Origin of the sequence: Natronorubrum texcoconense (assembly GCF_900100335.1) — an archaeon.
GTDB classification, from domain to species: domain Archaea; phylum Halobacteriota; class Halobacteria; order Halobacteriales; family Natrialbaceae; genus Natronorubrum; species Natronorubrum texcoconense.
In genome coordinates, this window is sequence record NZ_FNFE01000005.1 from 323,954 (window position 1) to 341,032 (window position 17,079).

A 17,079-nucleotide genomic window follows, 5' to 3' on the forward strand; every position below is an offset into this window, starting at 1 on the left:
GTTCGTCGATCAGCGCTGCCGAGCGAACGCCGATAACGTACGTCGGTCGCGAGCGGTTACGAGCGTCGGCTTCGTGTTTCTATGCCCGTATCGCGTCCTACAGAACGTGTGTGCTGCTCCGCTCGAGAGACTGGTGAAGCGATACCGTCGAGCGGACGGCACGAGAATCGACCGACTCGAGGCGAACGAACGCAGCGAGAACGAGACGACACCGGGTTCGCGTCCGGTCGCCTCGCGGGCGGGACCGGCCGATCAAAAGTGACCATCAATGAGTAGCACGACGCCGTCACGGGGTTCGTCTCGTTCGAACGAGTCGATCCGGGTCCTCTTCGTCGACGCGGGTAGCACGACCGCCGAAGCCGTGAAACCCGTTTTCGAAGGCGAGTTCGGTATCGACGTAACGATCGCCTCCCGGACCGAAGACGTGCTTCGATCGCTCGAGACGGTCGATTGCGTCGTCAGCGAAATACGACCGCCCGCGTTCGACGGATTGGACGTGTTGCGGGACGTTCGGAAATCAGCACCCGGTCTCCCGTACATCGTCTTCTCGGAGGTTCGAACCGCCGAGCTCGTCGGCGAGGCGCTGTCGGCGGGGGCGACGGATTACCTGCGAGCGGACGCGGACGACGCCGGATACTGGGTGCTCGCCTCGAGGGTGGCGACGACGGTCGCTCACTATCAGCAGCGAACCGACGTCGATCGATCGAAGGCACCTGACACCGATGTACTGGACGGCAGTTGTCTACTGGACGAATCGCTTCGGTTCGTCGCCGTCAGCACGAGTTACGCGGAACTTCACGGCTACGATCCGGAACAACTCGTCGGTGAGCCGTGGGCGGCCGTGTTCGCGGACAACAGCGCGACCGAGCTCGACGACGTCGTCGAACGCGTGCAATCCCAAGGGAGCGCAGTCGGGGAAACGACTGCACGCAGCGGAGACGGGCGCACGTTCTCCGCGCTCGTTTCGCTCGCCAGCGTGACTCGAAAGCGGTACGTCTGTACCGTCTCCGACCGCGGTCACCGTCCCACTGTCGCCGGCGGCGACAACGGTACCATCGGTCTCGAGCGCGCACTCGCGAGGGTCGAAACGCTCTTTACGACGCGTTTCGGGGACGAGACATCCACCGTTCGAGATCTCTGTGAGGCCGTCGTCGAGACGATCGAAAACGAAAACGAGTCGGCGGCCGTCGCCATCTACCTGTACGACGAGAACGTCGACGCGCTCCGGCGCCGGGCGGTGACTCCTCGGTTCGATGACGCGGCCGTCGCGTTACCGTTCGACGAGGAATCGACGGCAGTCTGGAACGCCTTCGTCGAACGCAAACCGGCACTCGTCGCCGATGTTCATACTGGACCGAAGGATCCTGTACGAGATCCCGCCACGGCCCGCGCCCTCGTCACGCCGATCGGAACCCACGGCGTTCTCGTCGCGGGGACGCTCGAGGGGGCACGGCCGACGCCGCTCGATCACGCGTTCGTCCGTCTCGTCGGTACAACTACGGGACTGGCGCTAGATCGCCTCGACGCTCGACGGCGACTCGATGCGTGTGAACGACGGCTCGAAGCAGCAACCGTGAGCGCCGAACGCCTCGACAGCACGGTCGAACTCGTTCGGGGCGTTGCTCGAGTAATCGGCGAAGCGTGGACCCGAGACGAACTCGAGACGCGAATCTGTGAGCAACTCGTCTCGAGCGAGCGGTACGCGTTTGCCAGAATCGCCACGCTCGACGAGGTCGACGAGGAGATCCGCGACCGAGCGTGGGCCGGGTCCGAGAAGCGCTACCTCGAGAGCCTCGATTCCAGTGTGAGCGTCCTCGTCGAACAGAACGAACCGATGGCGGGTGCGATCCGGACGCTCGAGTCGCGCGTCGTGCGGCAGATGCCGACGGGACCGACCGACGAACGCTGGCGACAGGATGCGATCACGCGGGGATACCGATCCGTCGTCGGCGTCCCCCTCGTCTTTCGAGAACGGGCCTACGGCGGATTGACCGTGTACAGCGAACGACCGAGCGCATTCGACGAAACCGAACGCGAGATATTCGAGGCGCTCGCCCGGTGGGTCGCACACGCGATGCACGCCATCGAGACGAGAGCGGCCCTCGTCGGTCGGGGGGAGGTCGAACTCGAGTTCGACATCCGCGATCGAGGGATCCAGTTCCTCGAGTGGGCGCGAAAAACGGGCTGTACGGTCGAGTTCGAGACGGTCGTTTCGCGACCCAATGGATCGATCCACGGCTTCTTTACGACCGACGGGGTATCGGCCGAAACGGTTCTCGAACTCGCCAACCGATCGCCGTCAGTTGCCGAGACGCGACTCGTCACCAGCCGGGGGGACGAACACCTGTTCGAGTGTACGTATACCGAAGACAGCGTCGTCGCCCACCTGCTCGAGTACGGAGTCGTTCCGAAGGCGATTTCGACGTCGGAAGCCGGAGGACACCTGGTCGTTTCGCTTCCCGAGCACGCGAACGTCAGGGAGTTCGTCGACTTCTTCACCCGACTGTACCCGGATTCGACCCTCGTTCGACGGCAGGACCACGAGTTCGTCGACGAACCGAGCTACGGATTCCGTTCGGAACTCGAGAGCGCGCTGACGGCAAAACAGTTCGAGGCGCTCGAGACGGCGTTCGCGAGCGGCTACTTCGAAATTCCTCGAGACACGACCGGGGAAGAGACCGCGGAGGGTCTCGGAATCTCCCAACCCACCTTCAACAATCACCTCCGGATGGCACAGCGGAAACTGCTGTCGATGGTATTCGCCGACGAAACGGATCGCGACGAATGAGGTGGTCGAACGGGCGTTACGGCCACCGCTGGGTGAGAGTCGTCTTCGTAGTCCGTCTTCACTCAATTATCGACTCGCGCGACCGAGAGTTAGTCCCTCGAGCAACGGAAAGCTGCTCGCTCGCGCGGCGGAGAGCCGCAAGCGCACCGAGCTACTCAATCGATAGCACGGCGCGGTCTCCAAAACCGGCAGGCGGGACCACGAATACGAGCCAATCAATGGATCTAGGTTGTACGGCATCCAACCACATAGGCGGATAACTCGTACCATAGCGTGTCGTTTGTAATCGTATAGTAGCTGTTGACCGTCGTTCGGGGTTCGTTCAACGAACCGGTCGATTGCTGCTATCTCGGGCGACGAGTGTCGGCGCGACGCGATCCGGACCTGCCACGGTGCGTCGCCGCCATCATCGCCGTCACCCCTGCCGGTGGCCTCGATAACGATTTCGGCGGATACCGGCGTTCGAGTCGCCGTTGGGCGACGATCTGCGGCCGCGGAGACAATCAGAACAACCCATGACATCACACATCAAACTCTACGGCTCGAAGAGTAACCGATTCGAAGAGATCAAAACCAGTATGGAACAGCAACTCGGGTACGAGCCATCGAATCCCGAAGTCGTCGGCCTCATCATGGCCGCGTACGAAACGGAAGAAACCAACGCACTCCGCGTCGACAATGCGCTCCTGTAATACTTGTGGGAGCGATCTCTCCCGAGCGTACGCGCGGGTGTTCGGAGACAACGACGGGAGCGTGAGGGGCTGTCTGTACTGTGTGGAGCCAGCACGACAATGGGGGCGTCCCTCGTCCGACCGTGGCGCACGGACTGCTCCCTTCACACTCGAGCAACGCGTATAAGACGGTAACAAGAAGCATGGCATTAGAGAACACAGTGAATAGAGAACGGACGGATCACTCGATCGAATCCATCGAGAACGCCGTCGACGATGGCATCTACCAGCTCGATAGCGACGGACGGTTCGTTACGGTCAACGATCGGGTCGTCGACGCGACTGGATACGATCGCGACCAGTTACTCGGGAGGCACGTCTCGGTTCTTCTCGGCGACGCCACGATCGAGCGGATCGAACGGCGAATCAGCGACCTGGTCCGCACGGGCGAGGAGACGGCCACGCTCGAACTCGACGTCAGAACGGCGACTGGCAGCGTACTCCCGTGTGAGCTGCGGCTGTCCGTCCTCCTCGTAGACGGCGAGTTCGTGGGTACCGTCGGTGTCGTCCGGGATATCACCGACCGCGTCGAACGCGAGCACGAACTCAGCCGACGGTCGGCGATGATGGAATCGGCCGTGGACGGGATGGGGTTCTCCGACGAAGCCGGTGTCCTTCGCTACGTCAACCCCGCGCTCGCCGACCTTCACGGCTACGACGACCCCGCGGACCTCATCGGGACCACCTGGCACGTCCTCTTTCCCGACGACGAAGTCAGTCGTCTGGAACGGGAGGCCCTGCCGATTCTTCTGGAGCAGGGGTACTGGCGCGGTGAAGCCGTCGGCGAGCGGGCGGACGGGTCGCGCTTTCATCAAGACCACTCGCTCACTGCCCTCGACGACGGAATCGTCTGTCTCGTCCGCGACGTCAGCGAACGGAAAGCGCGGGAACACCAGCTCGAGGCGCTCAACGGGGTCTCCCGCGAATTGATGAACGCCGACACGCACGACGACATCGCCCGGATCGGCGTCGAGGCGATCGAGAACGTGCTCGGGTTCGAGTTCGCGTGCGTCCGCCTCTTCGATCGAGACGCGAACCGTCTCGAGTACGGCGCCCTGACCGACGGTGCTCGAGAGCTCCTCGAGACGCGGACGGCGTACGATCTGGACGCCACGCTCGCTGGATCCGCGTTCAGAGCCGAATCGACGCGGATACAGCTGGTCTCGGGAGACGCGTCGAGGTTGGCCGACGAAGGCTCCAGCGTCCACGTTCCGATCGGCCCGTACGGCGTCCTCAGTCTCCTCGTCTCCGGTGCCGAAGCGGTCGACGATAGCGACGTCTCCCTTACCGAGATGGTTGCGATGGGTATGGAAGCGGCGTTCGTTCGAGCCGATCGAACGCGCCTGTTTCGCACCCAGGAACGAGAGTTACGCCAGCAACACCAGAAACTGGAGACGCTGAGTCGAATCAACACCGTCAATACCGAGATCCAGACCGGGCTCGTCGCGGCGACGACCCGCGAGGAACTCGACCGAACGATCTGCGAGGGACTGGTCGATTCGGATCTCTACCGGAGCGCCTGGATCGGTCTCCTCGACGGCAGTACGGATCGGATCGTGAGAACCGTCGGCGTCGGCGTCGAAGCGAGTTATCTCGACGCGATCACGAAGCGAGCGCTCTCGAAAATCGGCGGCGGAACCGTCGAACGGGCGATCGAAACGAAGGAAATGCAAATCGTTCGGCAGTACCATATCGCCGGGATCGACGACTCGAGCGAGCGTGAATCCGACGCGGACATCGAAGCGATCGCAGCGGTTCCGCTGCTGTACGGCGATCAGACCGTCGGCGTTCTCGTCATCAATAGCATCCGCGACGACGTCTTCTGTGAGGATGCGATCGCCGGTTTCGAGGCGCTCGGCAGGGTCATCGGCTTCGCGAAGAACGCACTCAAAGGTCGGGAGTTGCTCCTCTCCGACTCGATCGTCGAACTCGAGTTCACGCTGCGTGACCCCACCGTCTTTTACACGCAGGTGACGGCCGATCTCGACTGCCAGTGCGAATTCGAGCGCGCCGTTCCGATCGAAAACGGACGGATCATCACCTACGACACGATCTCCGGCGCCGAGCCGGCGGCCGTCCTCGAGATCGCAGAGCGCGCGACCCACATCGAAAGCGCCCGCGTGGTCTCGGAGTGGATTGACGGGTTCGTGCTTCAATCGGTGACGTCCCACTCGATGGTTCAGTTCGCACTCGAGCAGGGAGCGTCGGTCCGATCTGCAGTCGCCGACGGCGGGGAGGGAACGGTCGTTCTCGAAGCGCCGCAGACGTCGGACGTCCGCGAGATCGTGGCCGCGTTCGAGCGCGAGTTCGAAACGCTCGAACTCGTCGCCAAGCGAGACCGCGAACGCTCGATACTGACCGCCCGCGAGTTCCGTGACGGCGTCGCGGAACAACTCACGGAGAAACAGCGCGCGGCGCTCGAGGCAGCCTACCTCGCCGGCTACTACGACTGGCCGCGAAAGACCACCGCCGAGGAACTCGCCGATTCGATGGGCGTCTCGTCGTCGACGCTGCACCAGCACCTCCGGAAGGGTGGGTTGAGCCTGCTATCGGCGTTCTTCGACGACGAACTGCGTTGATATCAGCCCACTCTGACGGGCCAGGCTCGTGTTGGCACGCTTTGTGCCTTCAGCGAGGGGGCGGCGGAGCCGGCAGACCGTCGGAAACCAACGGGGAGTCGAGGTCTCCTGCCGGGCGCACGCTTCACGAGGGCGAAATTCGGGCGGTTGGTCGCTGAGGTGTCGATTTGATAACAAGTGCCCGAATTAGTTCTGCCTACAGTAGCCACTGAAAGTCAATACACACCTGATCGCACGACGGCTGTGCGGTTAGTGTGTAACTCGTTTCAGTTGTTACGATATTCGTACGTGGAGTTCTCGAAATCGTAGTCGACAACCGAGGGATGGGAGACACCGGGGTACCAGGATTAAGCGCGGAACCATCACAGACAGATTCGGGTGGGGTCAGGAGTTTAATAGCTACCTATTGTTAAATAGCTACCAATTTTTGGGAAGGTTACTATTGTAACTGTAAGGACGTTCGGTGTGATACGCAGGTTCCGCGCAATTTCCAGTGCTGCGTACGATCGAACCAGCAAGTATCGTCGAAAAGATGAATCGAAGGCGGCCGTCAGTCGTCGGTTCGGACGCCGTAGGTGACCTCGGACTCGACGATTCTCCACGCTCCATCGACCTTCCGGTACTGGTCGTTGTACTTCGCCTGTCGCCAACCGACGTTGCCATCGTCATCTTGGAACAGCAAGAAGAGGTACCACTGGCCGGTCGCGTCGTCGCCATCGACGTCGATGACGGGATTGGTGACGAGATGGGCTACACGGTCGAATGCGGCATCGAAGCGTTCACTGGCGAACTCGTAGAGTTCGTCGGCACCCTCGAAGGTAGAGCCGTCGTCACGGACGAACCGGCCGTTCTCGGTGAACAGTGCTGCCCACTCCTCGTAGTTCCCGGCGTCGATCGCGAAACAATACTCGTGTTTGAGTCGCCGGATAGCGTGCGTGTCATCTACAGCCATGGGTCGAAAAACAGCGCTGATTGGATAAAGATACCGTCCTCCTCTTCGACGACCGATACGCAACGACGGCGACCAGACTTATCGACCGACCGTTACGCGACGGTACCGACTCCTCCGCGCTCTAAACGGACGAGAGTTCCGCTGTTCGTCCCTCAGTATCCGAGTCTGAAGAGGCGATTGATCGCAACGAGGGTGAACGAAGCGGCGAAAAGAACGGCGAGGATGAGAAACGTTCGGTGCCACCCGAGGGCGTCCGCGAACGCTCCAACGCCGATGGAACCGGTCGATCCGCCGACGACGTAGGCCGTTCGAAACACACCGAATCCGGTATTTCGCTCGCTCTCGGACAATCTATCGAGCATCTTGGGTTCCAGCGCCGCGAAAAAACTCGTTCCGGTCCCGAACAAGAGAACGGCCAAAAAGGCGACCCAGAGACCCGAATCGAGCAGGAACAATAGAATGCCCACCATCCCCAGTAACAAACACCCCGCTATGACGACATCGCGATCGTACCAGTCCGAGAGGGCGCCGACTCCAATCTGCGTTCCACCCCGGGCGACGAAATACGCTGAAAAGACGATGCCGGCCAATGTAGGCGTATAGCCGTGGAATTCGACGAGAAACGTCGGGAGAAACGAGATCAGTCCGTTGATGGCGAACATCGCGAGGATCGCAACACAGGTAGAGAACGCAATCGTCGGCCGTACGAGAAACGAAACGAACGAGCCACCGATACTCCGATCCGTCGACTCCGTATCGGGCCGGCGCGGCTCGGTCGGGTGCACTCGCCACAGAAACAGCACGAATATCGGGAGTGCACACAGTACGACGAGCGCAACCGCAGGTCGCCAGCCGTATCGAACACCGACCCAAGCCGCAGCCACCGGGGCGATCAATCCGGCGGCCGGTGCGCCGAGCGAGTGGATACCGATTGCGGTTCCGGTGTCGTCGTACGTCCGCGATAACAGCGTCGACGCGACGGTATAGTGGAGTCCGGCGACTGCACCGATCCCGGCGACGCCCAGACAAAAGAGGACGAAAACCGGCGACGCGGCGGCGACGAAACTCAGCACAGCCGTACCGCCGACTGACAGGAGGATGATTCGTTTCTCCCCGAACCGGTCGGCGAGCAACCCGCTCGGATACTGCGTCAGTCCGTACGCGATCCACATCCCCGACAGCGCGATCCCGATCTGGGTGTTCGAAACCGAAAAATCATCGGTGATGAACGGAACGACGGGACTGAACGCGAGTCTCGCGAAGTACGTTACGAAAAACGCACACGTACACAGTAGGAGAACGGTATCACGATACTGCCATTTCATTGGAGCTCCGGTCGCTGATTGGGTTTCTCGGCCCGCTCTTTTGACTGTAGTGGAACCGGAACGGGGTATGTGACTCGTTTGTCACCAGTATGTAACAACGTCCACGAGAGACGGTTCAAATCAATAGTTCATCTCGGACGCGGATTGGAATGTCAGTGTTCGCATGAAATAAACGAGAAGATGGAGTTCACGCCTCGACGAGTTGCGCCAGTGCGCCGGTAAGGACGGTCGTCGCCGCAGCACAATCGTCCCAGTCCGTCCACTCCAGCGGACTGTGCGAGATCCCATCACGCGACGGAGCGAACAGCATTCCCGCGTCGGTCACGGACGCGACGTGCATCGTGTCGTGTGCGGCACCGGAGTGGAGTTCGACCGTCTCCACGGAGTGGGCGTCCCCGGCTTCGTGGAGCGCATCGCGACACCGATCGGCCATCGGTATCGGCTCGAGATCGAACGGCCTCGAAAGGGTCGTCGTCACTCCTCGCGTCCGCTCGAGGCGATCGAGGCTACGGCGCGCTCGGTCGACGAGTTCGTTCATCGAGCCAGATTCGACGTCGCGGACGTCCAGGCCGAGTTGGACGCGTCCCGGAACGACGTTCGTCGCGTTCGGCGCTGCGTCCACTGACCCGACGGTCCCGACGGCAGTGGGGCTCTCCTCGGCGACGAGTTGGTTTGCGGCGCGCTCGATATCGAGGACGAACTCGCTCGCCGCCGCGAGCGCGTCCGTCCGATCCGACATCGGCGTCGAGCCGGCGTGGTTCGCCTCGCCTTCGATCGTCACCTCGCAGTGAGTGATCCCGGTAATCGTCGTGACGACGCCGGCCGAGACGCCGGCCGTTTCGAGGCGGTCGCTCTGCTCGATGTGTAGCTCGAGCCACGCGTCCCAGTTCGCGGCGTCGAACCGTCCGTCGCCGCGGTAGCCGATCGTTTCGAGCGCGTCCTCGAGCCTGACCCCGTCCGAGTCGGTCAGTTCGAGCGCCTCCTCGACCGATCGATGTCCGGAAGCGACGGACGAACCGAGCAGTCCCGACGCGAAGCGACCGCCCTCCTCCTCGGTAAAACAGACGACCTCGATCGGTCGGTCGGGACGAAGATCCGCGTCCCGCATCGTTCGGATCGCCTCGAGCGCGGCATAGACGCCGAGCGGCCCGTCGAAGATGCCGCCCTCGGGTACCGAATCGAGGTGGCTGCCGGCGGCGACAGGAGCGGCGCCGGTTGCGGACGGGTGCTCCCATCGACCGGCAACGTTCCCCACGGCGTCCGTTCGCACCTCGAGTCCCGCAGCCTCCATTCGATCGACGAGGTGGTCTCGAGCGCGTCGGTTCGCCGGCGTTCCCGTCCGAACCGTCCGCGCGCGGCCGTCAGAAACGTCGACGGCGCCGAACTCGGCGTTGGTCTCGATATCGGACCGTAATCGCGCTCCGTTTACAGCGAGATCCATACTGGAGATTTCCGTAGCGTCGGCTTCATCCTTTGGTCGTCGACGGACTGGGCATCCGTTGATCATCGACAAAGACTGGCAACACATCCGTTGGCCGTAGACGAACGCAGCATGCACAGCTACTGGCCGTCGATAGACACTGACAGCACGTATTCCGGCCTCGCTTTCGTTTTGCTTCGTCGTCCCGAACGGCCCGTATGAGCACCGATTCCGACACCGATCCGTACCGCGTCGCGGAGATGAGCTGGCAGGAGATCGAGGCCGCCCTCGAGCGGACCAGTACGTTACTGCTGCCCGTCGGAAGCACGGAACAACACGGACACCACTTGCCGCTGGGCGTCGACGTCTTCATGCCCGAGGCGATCGGCGAGCGCGTCGCGGAGCGCAGTCCGGCGCTACTCGCACCGCCGATCTGGTACGGAGTCAGTCCCCACCACACGTTCAAACCCGGTACGTTCACCGTCTCCACGGAGACGTTCCAGCGATACGTCTTCGGCGTCTGTGCGTCCGCGGCCGACTGGGGGATCGAAACCGTCCTGTTGCTCAACGGTCACTACCTCGCACAGGACCCCGAACTCGAGATCGTCGTTCGCAAACTCCAAGAAGAAACCGACCTGACGGCGTTTCACGTCCCGCTCGTGAATCTCTTCGCGGACGTCGCAGCGGAGATCCGCACCGGCGAGGTCTCCTTTCACGCCTCGGAGTTCGAGACGAGCATCATGCTCGAGTTGTTCCCCGAACTCGTCGATATGGATCGCGCCGAGTCCGTCGAACCGGGGGACGAATCGCTCCCGTTGACCGACTACGACGCCCTCGGTGAGAACAAAGTCGGATGGGCGCTCACCGCCGAGGATATGGCGGAACTGACGCCGACGGGGAATGTCGGCGATCCGACCGTCGCGACGGAAGCGAAGGGGGAGACGCTGGTGGAAGCGGCCGTTTCGAACATCTGTCTGTTGGTCGACGAAATCGAGCAGCGAAACTGAACGGGTTTTGTTGAAGTCATGGAGGTGGATAGATCACGATCTGAAGATCGAACTGTGCCCAAGTCTTACCGGCAGTGAGAGCTAACCTCGTTGTAATGACGATAAAACTCGCGTTCGTCTGCGTCGGAAACGCAGGGCGAAGCCAGATGGCAACAGCGTTCGCCGAACGAGAGCGAGACCAACGCAACGTCGATATGGAGATTGTTACCGGTGGAACCGATCCAGCCGAACACATTCACGAAGAGGTCATCGACGTACTCCGAGAGGAGGGAATCGATATCAGCGACCGAACTCCTCGAGAGATTTCTCCCGACGACATCAGGGATGTGGACTACGTTATTACGATGGGCTGCTCAGTCGATCAATTCCGGCCTGAGAACTGGAACGGTGAAGCCGAAACGTGGGAATTGCCCCATCCTGAGGGCGATGACCTCGAGGCAACGCGAACGCAACGAGACGAAATCAAGCGTCGGGTCAGTGAGTTTTTCGACCAGTTGGAAACGTGAACTACCGAGGCCAACTAGTCATCTAGCTGTCAACTACTGGTAGGCCTCGAACTCCTCGCCAAAGATCACGAAGTAGGCGACGCCGATCATCCCGATGACCGATGCGATCGTGAACGAAATTGTCGGGTCCACGAACTCCCACAGGAACCCACCGAGTACCCCGCTGGGGATCACGATCGCACCGCGGACGAAGTAGTACGACCCGGTCACTCGACCTCCTGCGCCTCGTTCAGCCGGTCCGACGATCAGTGCCTTGTGAGCCGGTAACCCAGCGAAGCGCAGTCCCGAGAACGCGAACAGCGCGATCAATACCCACGCGTTTTCCGGCGCGAAGATCAGCATGATAGGGAAGATGGCGTAGACCAAAAATCCGAGCCCAACGACCGGCTTGAGTCCGACGTACTCGGCGATTTTGGCCGCGGGGGCCATCGTAACGAGTGCGATAAACATCTCGACGCTCAGGAGAATGCCGAAGAACGCGGCGGGCGACAGATCGATCGTGCCGAACACGGGAAGCGACACCGTCAGTCCGATCCGCATCAGTTGCGTGATCACGAGGATGAAAAACGCGTACACCATCCCGTTGGCGAACCGAACGAACGTGTCTGCCACCAACAGTGGGCGTAACGGCTCTGGAAGCGCCCGTAGATCGGTGAGAATCTGACCGAAGCCCTGGAACTCTTTGCCGACGGTGTCCGTATCGGTCTCGTACAACAGGTGCTGTACGATTGTGCCGAGGATAGCGAAGACGATGGCGATCACGAGTACCCAGAGGAAGCCGGGCATGAGTTGGTCGGCCACGAGGGCGGCGACGATCAGCGGCGCGATCAGAAACGCCGTTCGTCGGAACGTTTCCGTACTGGCGAACCCGCGAGCCAGTCGGCTCGGTTCGGTGGCCTGTTTGACGATCGCGTAGTGGCCGCCGATTCCGAACGACTTCCAGCACTGGGCCAACAACAGGCCGACGAATACCCAGACCCACGGCTCGAGGACGAACGCACCGAGATCGATCGCCGGAATATAGGCGGCAGCAAACCAGATCGCGAATCCGAACGTCGACAGAAAGCCGAAGACGGTCAAGGCATACCGTGATCCGACGCGATCGGAGACGACCCCGCCGTAGTACGGAAAGACCGCCCCGATTACGTTCCCAAGCGTGGCAAACAGACCCACGATAAACCCAGTTGCGCCGAGAAAGACGAGATACTCCGGAAGGAATCGATTGGTCATCTGGAAGCCAAGGCTGAACGCAAACATCGCCAACGAGAGGACCAAAACGTCTCGTTGAAGCGAGAAGAACTGCCGGAAGGCATCCATCGGTCCGGCAACTTCAACCTGTTGCTCTGCCATACTATCTCTCAGTCACTCGTGGACATAAATACCAGCGAAGTCGGCGATTTGGGCTGGGATGGTGACATCTCTCGGTAGTCTTCAGGGGAGGAACGAAGCGGGATCTTTCTCGTACAGTTCCCACATCGTGATCTTCGCGTTGCGGATCTCTGAACGACGTGCGTGCGCTGAACCGGCGAGGTCGTCCCACGTGAGGATTCCTGGAAAGATGAGTGGGATCGTATACGACTCGATCGAGTCCCAGTTCGGCGCATCGCTGGTGAACTCGTCAGCGACGAGTTCGGTCGTTCCATCGGTGTATCGGTCGCCCACGTAATCGGGTTTCACGCCGAGTCCTACCTTGTAGGGATAGGCGACCCAGTGCCATCGTTGGCCAGCCCCGTGATGAACGGCCGGCGACCACGTATAGACCTCGCCAGGGTGGAGCTGTTTGGTATCGCCAGGATGGTCCGTTTCGAGATCGCGCCACATTTCGACGGTCCACTCGCCGTCTTCCCACGTCCCGGTGGCCTTCCAATCCGCCGCACTTCCATGGGGTTCACGCAACGGTCGTCGCGGGATCATCGCGCCCTCCCACTCCGCGACAGCCGGATCGAACGCCACTGCATCCTCCAGTTCTAGGGCGTACGTCCCGTCCTGTTGGTCTGGGAGATTCCCGTCACGAATCTCCGTATAGTCGAGCGCACCGCCGTCGACCACGTCCGGGTCCCACATGTACTCGGGGCCGTCCTCGGGGTCCCAATTTTGGGTCGTGTACGTATTTTGGCCCTGATCGCTGTGACGATACTCGAGGACGTGGTGGTCCGTCCCGTAGCCCTTCGGGTTACTACGATGCGCACGCCACATCGGCAGGTCGAGAAACACGCCATCGGCTTTCAGCTGCTCGAGTTCGTGCTGTGGTCTAACCGCTTGCCAGTCGTTTTCCCACCACTCTCCCGCACATGCCTGTGGGATGTACTTCCGGATATCCGTCTTGTCTAACCCGTCCGGCCCAAAGTGTTCGTGTTCGCGGACGTCCGATTCGGGGACCTGACTGGGTAGAGACCGCTGGCCGGTGTGGACGGTCAACCACCCCCCGAACTGCTCGGCACCCGTCACGGAGCCGTCGTCCAACAGAAAGCTAACGCGATCTTCGTAAAATCCGGTATGATTCTCGTGGTCGCCTCTGGCAACCCACGGCGACGGACTGCCGAACTGTTGCCACTCCCCGTCCTGATAGACGAGCATATCGTGGAGCCAGCCACCGGGATCGGGTTGCTCCCACGCGAATCGGAAGTAGATCTGTTGCTCGTTGAATGCGATCCGTGTCCGTAACCGTTTGACGGTCTCTTTGGGTCGCCAGTCGGGAGTCACGTCGAATCAATCAGTCAGGGGATTTCTTGTATTGATGGGTGACTGATGGACGTCGTTGCATACCACGATTGGGACGTCGCTTGTTCCGTCGCCAACGAAGCGATGACGTGATCAGATGAGGGGAAAGGACCGCGACGAAAATCAGTCCTCTTCCCAATAATACAAGTCCTCTCTCGGCCCGGTGCATCCCGGACATTCTTTTGGGAGCGTGTCCCCGAGTCGTCCCATCTCTCCGCATTCCTGGCACCGCCACATCGTGTGAGTTTGGCTCTCGGGGTCTCGCGGTTCGCCGAGCGGGATCTCGGTTTCCTCTTTGTTATCACGGTCGTCTCGGGTGGATTGGGAATTGCTATCGAAACTCATCACGAATCAACCTACGATTCCATGGCATGTTAAAGCACACCATTGTTGCAGTGAGACTCAGCGGATTCGTTTCAGCTCAATCGCTGTTCTTTCTTTCAGTCGGTTGTGTAGGGATTTCGGGGCCAGTATACAGGAGTATCACGACGGCATCGTCGGCGCAGTCCGGTTCGGACGCGTTAGCGAGATACTGCGATCGGTTGCGAGCCGATCCAATGCTCGGTGGCCCCTCACCGACCGATAGTCCCCTGACGGGTGATCGGCGCGTCGGGATCGATGCAAAACGCGACGAGCAGCGTCTCGGTTTCAGCGGTGACCGTCAGCCCGTCTCCGTCGACGAGCAGGCCGCTCTCCGTCTCGTCGAAGCGCGTTCCATCGGCCGTCACCGCGCCCTCGAACACGTAGAAGTAGGTGTCCCAGTCGGTCTTCGTCGGCAAGTCGACGCTGGCACCCTCCTCGAGGTGGACGTCGTAGAAGTGGACGTCGTTGCGCACGGACAGCGGCGCGTCGGAGCCCTCGGGACCGAAGAGGTGTCGCCACTCGTTGGCGACCGGATCAGCGATCGGTTCGTGCTGGATGGTCGGCGGGAGATCGAGACTGTGCGGCCGGACGAAGATCTGTAACATTCGCAGCGGCGGATCGTCCGCGAGCGTGCGTTCTTCGTGCCAGAAGCCGCTGCCGGCGTTCATTACCATCAGGTGCTCGGAGTCGGTAACTAGCTGGTTTCCCTGTCGGTCGTCGTGGCGCATCACGCCGGACGGGACCCACGAGATGATCTCCTCGTTCTGGTGGGGATGCATCGAGATCAGCGTCTCGGGATCCATGAACGACTCGACGACGGTTGCGAGGGGGCCGTAACCGTGATCGTCGTGCTCCGGATGGTTGTGTCCGGGAAAGTTGAAGTGAATTCGAAACCGTCCCTGATTCTGCGAGATCTCCGTGCGCGGCGCTTTGTAGAGTTTCGTCGTGGACTCAGGGTTCATAACCGATGTTGGGGCCGGAGCCTCATATGCGCGCGGTGACGAGTGCGTTACCGGGTCCACTCGTTTACGTACCCAACCACTCTCTCGCGAATTCGTGCCGGGTCCCCGACCGATCGTCCGGAGGACCGATAGCCGCTCGAGAGAAAAAACGACCGCCGGCGGTCCGGATCAGGGACTGCGACGACTCGAGCCCGTATAGATCAGGGGGTAGACAAAAGACGGCACGGATCGACAATCGACGCCGATGGATTCGTCGAAACTGAACCGCCGGACCTACCTCGGTGCCACAACGGCAGCGGTGGGACTTACAGGCCGTACCGACGCCGCGAACGGTCCGTCGGAGTCGGAGGTCGAGGACGGAGCGAACGACTCGAGCGAGTACCCGGACGGTGCGGGAACCGACGACGACTTCGAGGAGCTAGATCGCTGGGACGTCGAGGGGGCCACCCTGTCGGCCGACGAGGGTCGCGTGCTCGTCGGCTCGCAGAGCGCTCGACTCGAGACCGACGAGGAACCGGCGACGCTCTCGAAATCGTTCTCGGAGTCGCGCGAACTGACGGACGTCGTTCCCGGCGTCGCGGTCGCGTCGGAGGAGCTGGTGGTCCCGTGGCTGCGACTGGTCGACAGCGACGGGGAAACGATCGAGTACCGTCGCACGGTGACCGGCGACCTGCCGCTCGAGCGATACAATTTCGGCGTAACCGACGTCGACGACGGGTTCGACGCGACGAGCGTCGACGAGGTACACCTACGGATCCCCGAAGGGGACGACGACGAACGGACAATCTGGTTCGACGACTTCCACTTCACCCCTCGCCCGGAGACGGGAAAGGTGATGATCCAGTTCGACGACACCCACGTCACCGACTACACGGAGGCGCTGCCGCTTCTCGAGGAGTACGACTATCCCGCGGTGACGTTCATCAACCCGGACTACGTCGACGGCGGCGATGTCGGCGGTGACCCGCGAATGACGACCGATCAGCTACACGAACTCCACGACGCCGGCTGGTGTATCGCGAACCACACCGTGAGCCACCCGGAACTCCCGGAACTCGACGCCGAGGAACAGGAGGTCGAGATCCGCGAGGGGAAGGCGTGGCTCGAGGCGCAGGGGTTCGAGGAGGGTGCCCAGTACTTCGCCTACCCGTTCGGCGAGTACGAGGAGACGACGCTCGAACTCGTCGACGACTACCACGCGATCGGCTTCGGCGGCGGCCAACCGGTACAGGGGTACACCACGAATACCGTGCTGGCCTCCCGAATCGCCGAACCGGACGACGAGCGCATCGAGACCGAACTCGAGCGCACGGCTGAGATGGGCGGGATCACGTCGATGTTCTACCACCGGCTCGAGGACGATGACCTCGAGGCGTTCGAGACGCTGGTCGAAACGCTCCGCGAGTACGAGTCTCGGGGTGAACTCGAGGTGATTTTGCCGCAGGATCTCGAGCGGGAGTTCCTCTTTTGAGATCTAAGCGAGATTCCCGAAGTGGTTTTCAAATCTGTTTCAACAGCAGAGACATCTGCACTACGGGACGAATATATCGATAGTTGGCCTCGCGCGGACAAGTGATGCCGATTATTTGATCACAACTGACGGCGATTTCGACGGCCTTTGGGACGATGAAGACGTGAAATACGTCAACTCCATTCTAACTGAAAAACGCGAGAGATTATCACTGATCGACTGATAAGACGGTCTGTGATACGTGTGTGGCCTGT

The 17,079-nt window shown here is 61.2% G+C and carries 14 protein-coding genes; 7 read left to right on the forward strand and 7 right to left on the reverse strand.

Annotated features, from left to right (window positions below; all coding sequences use genetic code 11):
* Positions 1-268 precede the first annotated feature (268 nt).
* The 4 genes from BLT08_RS16255 to BLT08_RS16260 all read left to right on the forward strand — a co-directional run bounded on the left by BLT08_RS16255 (position 269) and on the right by BLT08_RS16260 (position 6,098).
* Positions 269-2,788 (forward strand): bacterio-opsin activator domain-containing protein, encoded by a 2,520-nt coding sequence (locus BLT08_RS16255; RefSeq protein WP_090309984.1) that lies wholly within the window; start codon positions 269-271, stop codon positions 2,786-2,788.
* 515 nt (positions 2,789-3,303) lie between these two features.
* Complete coding sequence (locus tag BLT08_RS23110; RefSeq protein ID WP_175529350.1) at positions 3,304-3,480, forward strand: hypothetical protein; 177 nt, start codon at positions 3,304-3,306, stop codon at positions 3,478-3,480.
* Positions 3,467-3,646: a DUF7563 family protein gene (locus tag BLT08_RS23820; RefSeq protein ID WP_449406633.1), complete on the forward strand. Its 180-nt coding sequence runs from the start codon at positions 3,467-3,469 to the stop codon at positions 3,644-3,646. Before BLT08_RS23110 ends, BLT08_RS23820 begins: the two co-directional genes overlap by 14 nt.
* A gap of 34 nt (positions 3,647-3,680) precedes the next feature.
* Positions 3,681-6,098: a bacterio-opsin activator domain-containing protein gene (locus BLT08_RS16260; RefSeq protein ID WP_245724252.1), complete on the forward strand. Its 2,418-nt coding sequence runs from the start codon at positions 3,681-3,683 to the stop codon at positions 6,096-6,098.
* 550 nt (positions 6,099-6,648) lie between these two features.
* Here the strand turns inward: BLT08_RS16260 and BLT08_RS16265 are convergent.
* The 3 genes from BLT08_RS16265 to BLT08_RS16275 form a co-directional block, all read right to left on the reverse strand.
* A complete protein-coding gene (locus tag BLT08_RS16265; RefSeq protein ID WP_090309990.1) occupies positions 6,649-7,050 on the reverse strand; it encodes a nuclear transport factor 2 family protein in 402 nt (133 codons plus the stop codon).
* Between the two features lie 152 nt (positions 7,051-7,202).
* The gene (locus BLT08_RS16270) at positions 7,203-8,375 is read right to left on the reverse strand and encodes an MFS transporter (RefSeq protein ID WP_090309994.1); all 1,173 of its coding nucleotides are present in this window, start codon (positions 8,373-8,375) and stop codon (positions 7,203-7,205) included.
* Between the two features lie 187 nt (positions 8,376-8,562).
* A complete protein-coding gene (locus BLT08_RS16275) occupies positions 8,563-9,816 on the reverse strand; it encodes a Zn-dependent hydrolase (protein ID WP_090309996.1) in 1,254 nt (417 codons plus the stop codon).
* A 197-nt stretch (positions 9,817-10,013) separates the two neighbouring features.
* Between BLT08_RS16275 and BLT08_RS16280 the strand changes: the two genes are divergently transcribed.
* Both BLT08_RS16280 and BLT08_RS16285 read left to right on the forward strand, forming a co-directional pair.
* Entirely contained in the window at positions 10,014-10,802 is a 789-nt protein-coding gene (locus tag BLT08_RS16280) for a creatininase family protein (RefSeq protein WP_217636381.1), read from the forward strand.
* A 95-nt stretch (positions 10,803-10,897) separates the two neighbouring features.
* Entirely contained in the window at positions 10,898-11,308 is a 411-nt protein-coding gene (locus tag BLT08_RS16285) for an arsenate-mycothiol transferase ArsC (RefSeq protein ID WP_090309999.1), read from the forward strand.
* A 33-nt stretch (positions 11,309-11,341) separates the two neighbouring features.
* Here BLT08_RS16285 and BLT08_RS16290 read toward each other — a convergent pair whose 3' ends face one another.
* From BLT08_RS16290 to BLT08_RS16305, 4 genes are all read right to left on the reverse strand, one after another.
* The gene (locus BLT08_RS16290; protein WP_090310002.1) at positions 11,342-12,658 is read right to left on the reverse strand and encodes an MFS transporter; all 1,317 of its coding nucleotides are present in this window, start codon (positions 12,656-12,658) and stop codon (positions 11,342-11,344) included.
* An 81-nt stretch (positions 12,659-12,739) separates the two neighbouring features.
* Entirely contained in the window at positions 12,740-14,011 is a 1,272-nt protein-coding gene (locus BLT08_RS16295) for an ethylbenzene dehydrogenase-related protein (protein ID WP_090310005.1), read from the reverse strand.
* Between the two features lie 141 nt (positions 14,012-14,152).
* Positions 14,153-14,374 (reverse strand): DUF7130 family rubredoxin-like protein, encoded by a 222-nt coding sequence (locus BLT08_RS23825; protein WP_090310008.1) that lies wholly within the window; start codon positions 14,372-14,374, stop codon positions 14,153-14,155.
* 227 nt (positions 14,375-14,601) lie between these two features.
* Positions 14,602-15,354, reverse strand: a complete 753-nt coding sequence (locus tag BLT08_RS16305) for a pirin family protein (protein ID WP_090310011.1) — start codon at positions 15,352-15,354, stop codon at positions 14,602-14,604.
* Between the two features lie 244 nt (positions 15,355-15,598).
* Here BLT08_RS16305 and BLT08_RS16310 point away from each other — a divergent pair, with 244 nt between their 5' ends.
* Positions 15,599-16,825, forward strand: coding sequence for a polysaccharide deacetylase family protein (locus BLT08_RS16310; protein ID WP_090310014.1), 1,227 nt, complete (start codon positions 15,599-15,601; stop codon positions 16,823-16,825).
* The last annotated feature ends 254 nt before the right edge of the window (positions 16,826-17,079 follow it).

Excerpts from the sequence above, each read along its gene's own strand:
- BLT08_RS16255 (WP_090309984.1), top strand. The coding sequence starts at position 269 with ATGAGTAGCACGACGCCGTCACGGGGTTCGTCTCGTTCGAACGAGTCG.
- BLT08_RS23110 (WP_175529350.1), top strand. The coding sequence starts at position 3,304 with ATGACATCACACATCAAACTCTACGGCTCGAAGAGTAACCGATTCGAA.
- BLT08_RS23820 (WP_449406633.1), top strand. The coding sequence starts at position 3,467 with ATGCGCTCCTGTAATACTTGTGGGAGCGATCTCTCCCGAGCGTACGCG.
- BLT08_RS16265 (WP_090309990.1), bottom strand. The coding sequence starts at position 7,050 with ATGGCTGTAGATGACACGCACGCTATCCGGCGACTCAAACACGAGTAT.
- BLT08_RS16270 (WP_090309994.1), bottom strand. The coding sequence starts at position 8,375 with ATGAAATGGCAGTATCGTGATACCGTTCTCCTACTGTGTACGTGTGCG.
- BLT08_RS16275 (WP_090309996.1), bottom strand. The coding sequence starts at position 9,816 with ATGGATCTCGCTGTAAACGGAGCGCGATTACGGTCCGATATCGAGACC.
- BLT08_RS16280 (WP_217636381.1), top strand. The coding sequence starts at position 10,014 with ATGAGCACCGATTCCGACACCGATCCGTACCGCGTCGCGGAGATGAGC.
- BLT08_RS16285 (WP_090309999.1), top strand. The coding sequence starts at position 10,898 with ATGACGATAAAACTCGCGTTCGTCTGCGTCGGAAACGCAGGGCGAAGC.
- BLT08_RS16290 (WP_090310002.1), bottom strand. The coding sequence starts at position 12,658 with ATGGCAGAGCAACAGGTTGAAGTTGCCGGACCGATGGATGCCTTCCGG.
- BLT08_RS23825 (WP_090310008.1), bottom strand. The coding sequence starts at position 14,374 with ATGAGTTTCGATAGCAATTCCCAATCCACCCGAGACGACCGTGATAAC.
- BLT08_RS16305 (WP_090310011.1), bottom strand. The coding sequence starts at position 15,354 with ATGAACCCTGAGTCCACGACGAAACTCTACAAAGCGCCGCGCACGGAG.
- BLT08_RS16310 (WP_090310014.1), top strand. The coding sequence starts at position 15,599 with ATGGATTCGTCGAAACTGAACCGCCGGACCTACCTCGGTGCCACAACG.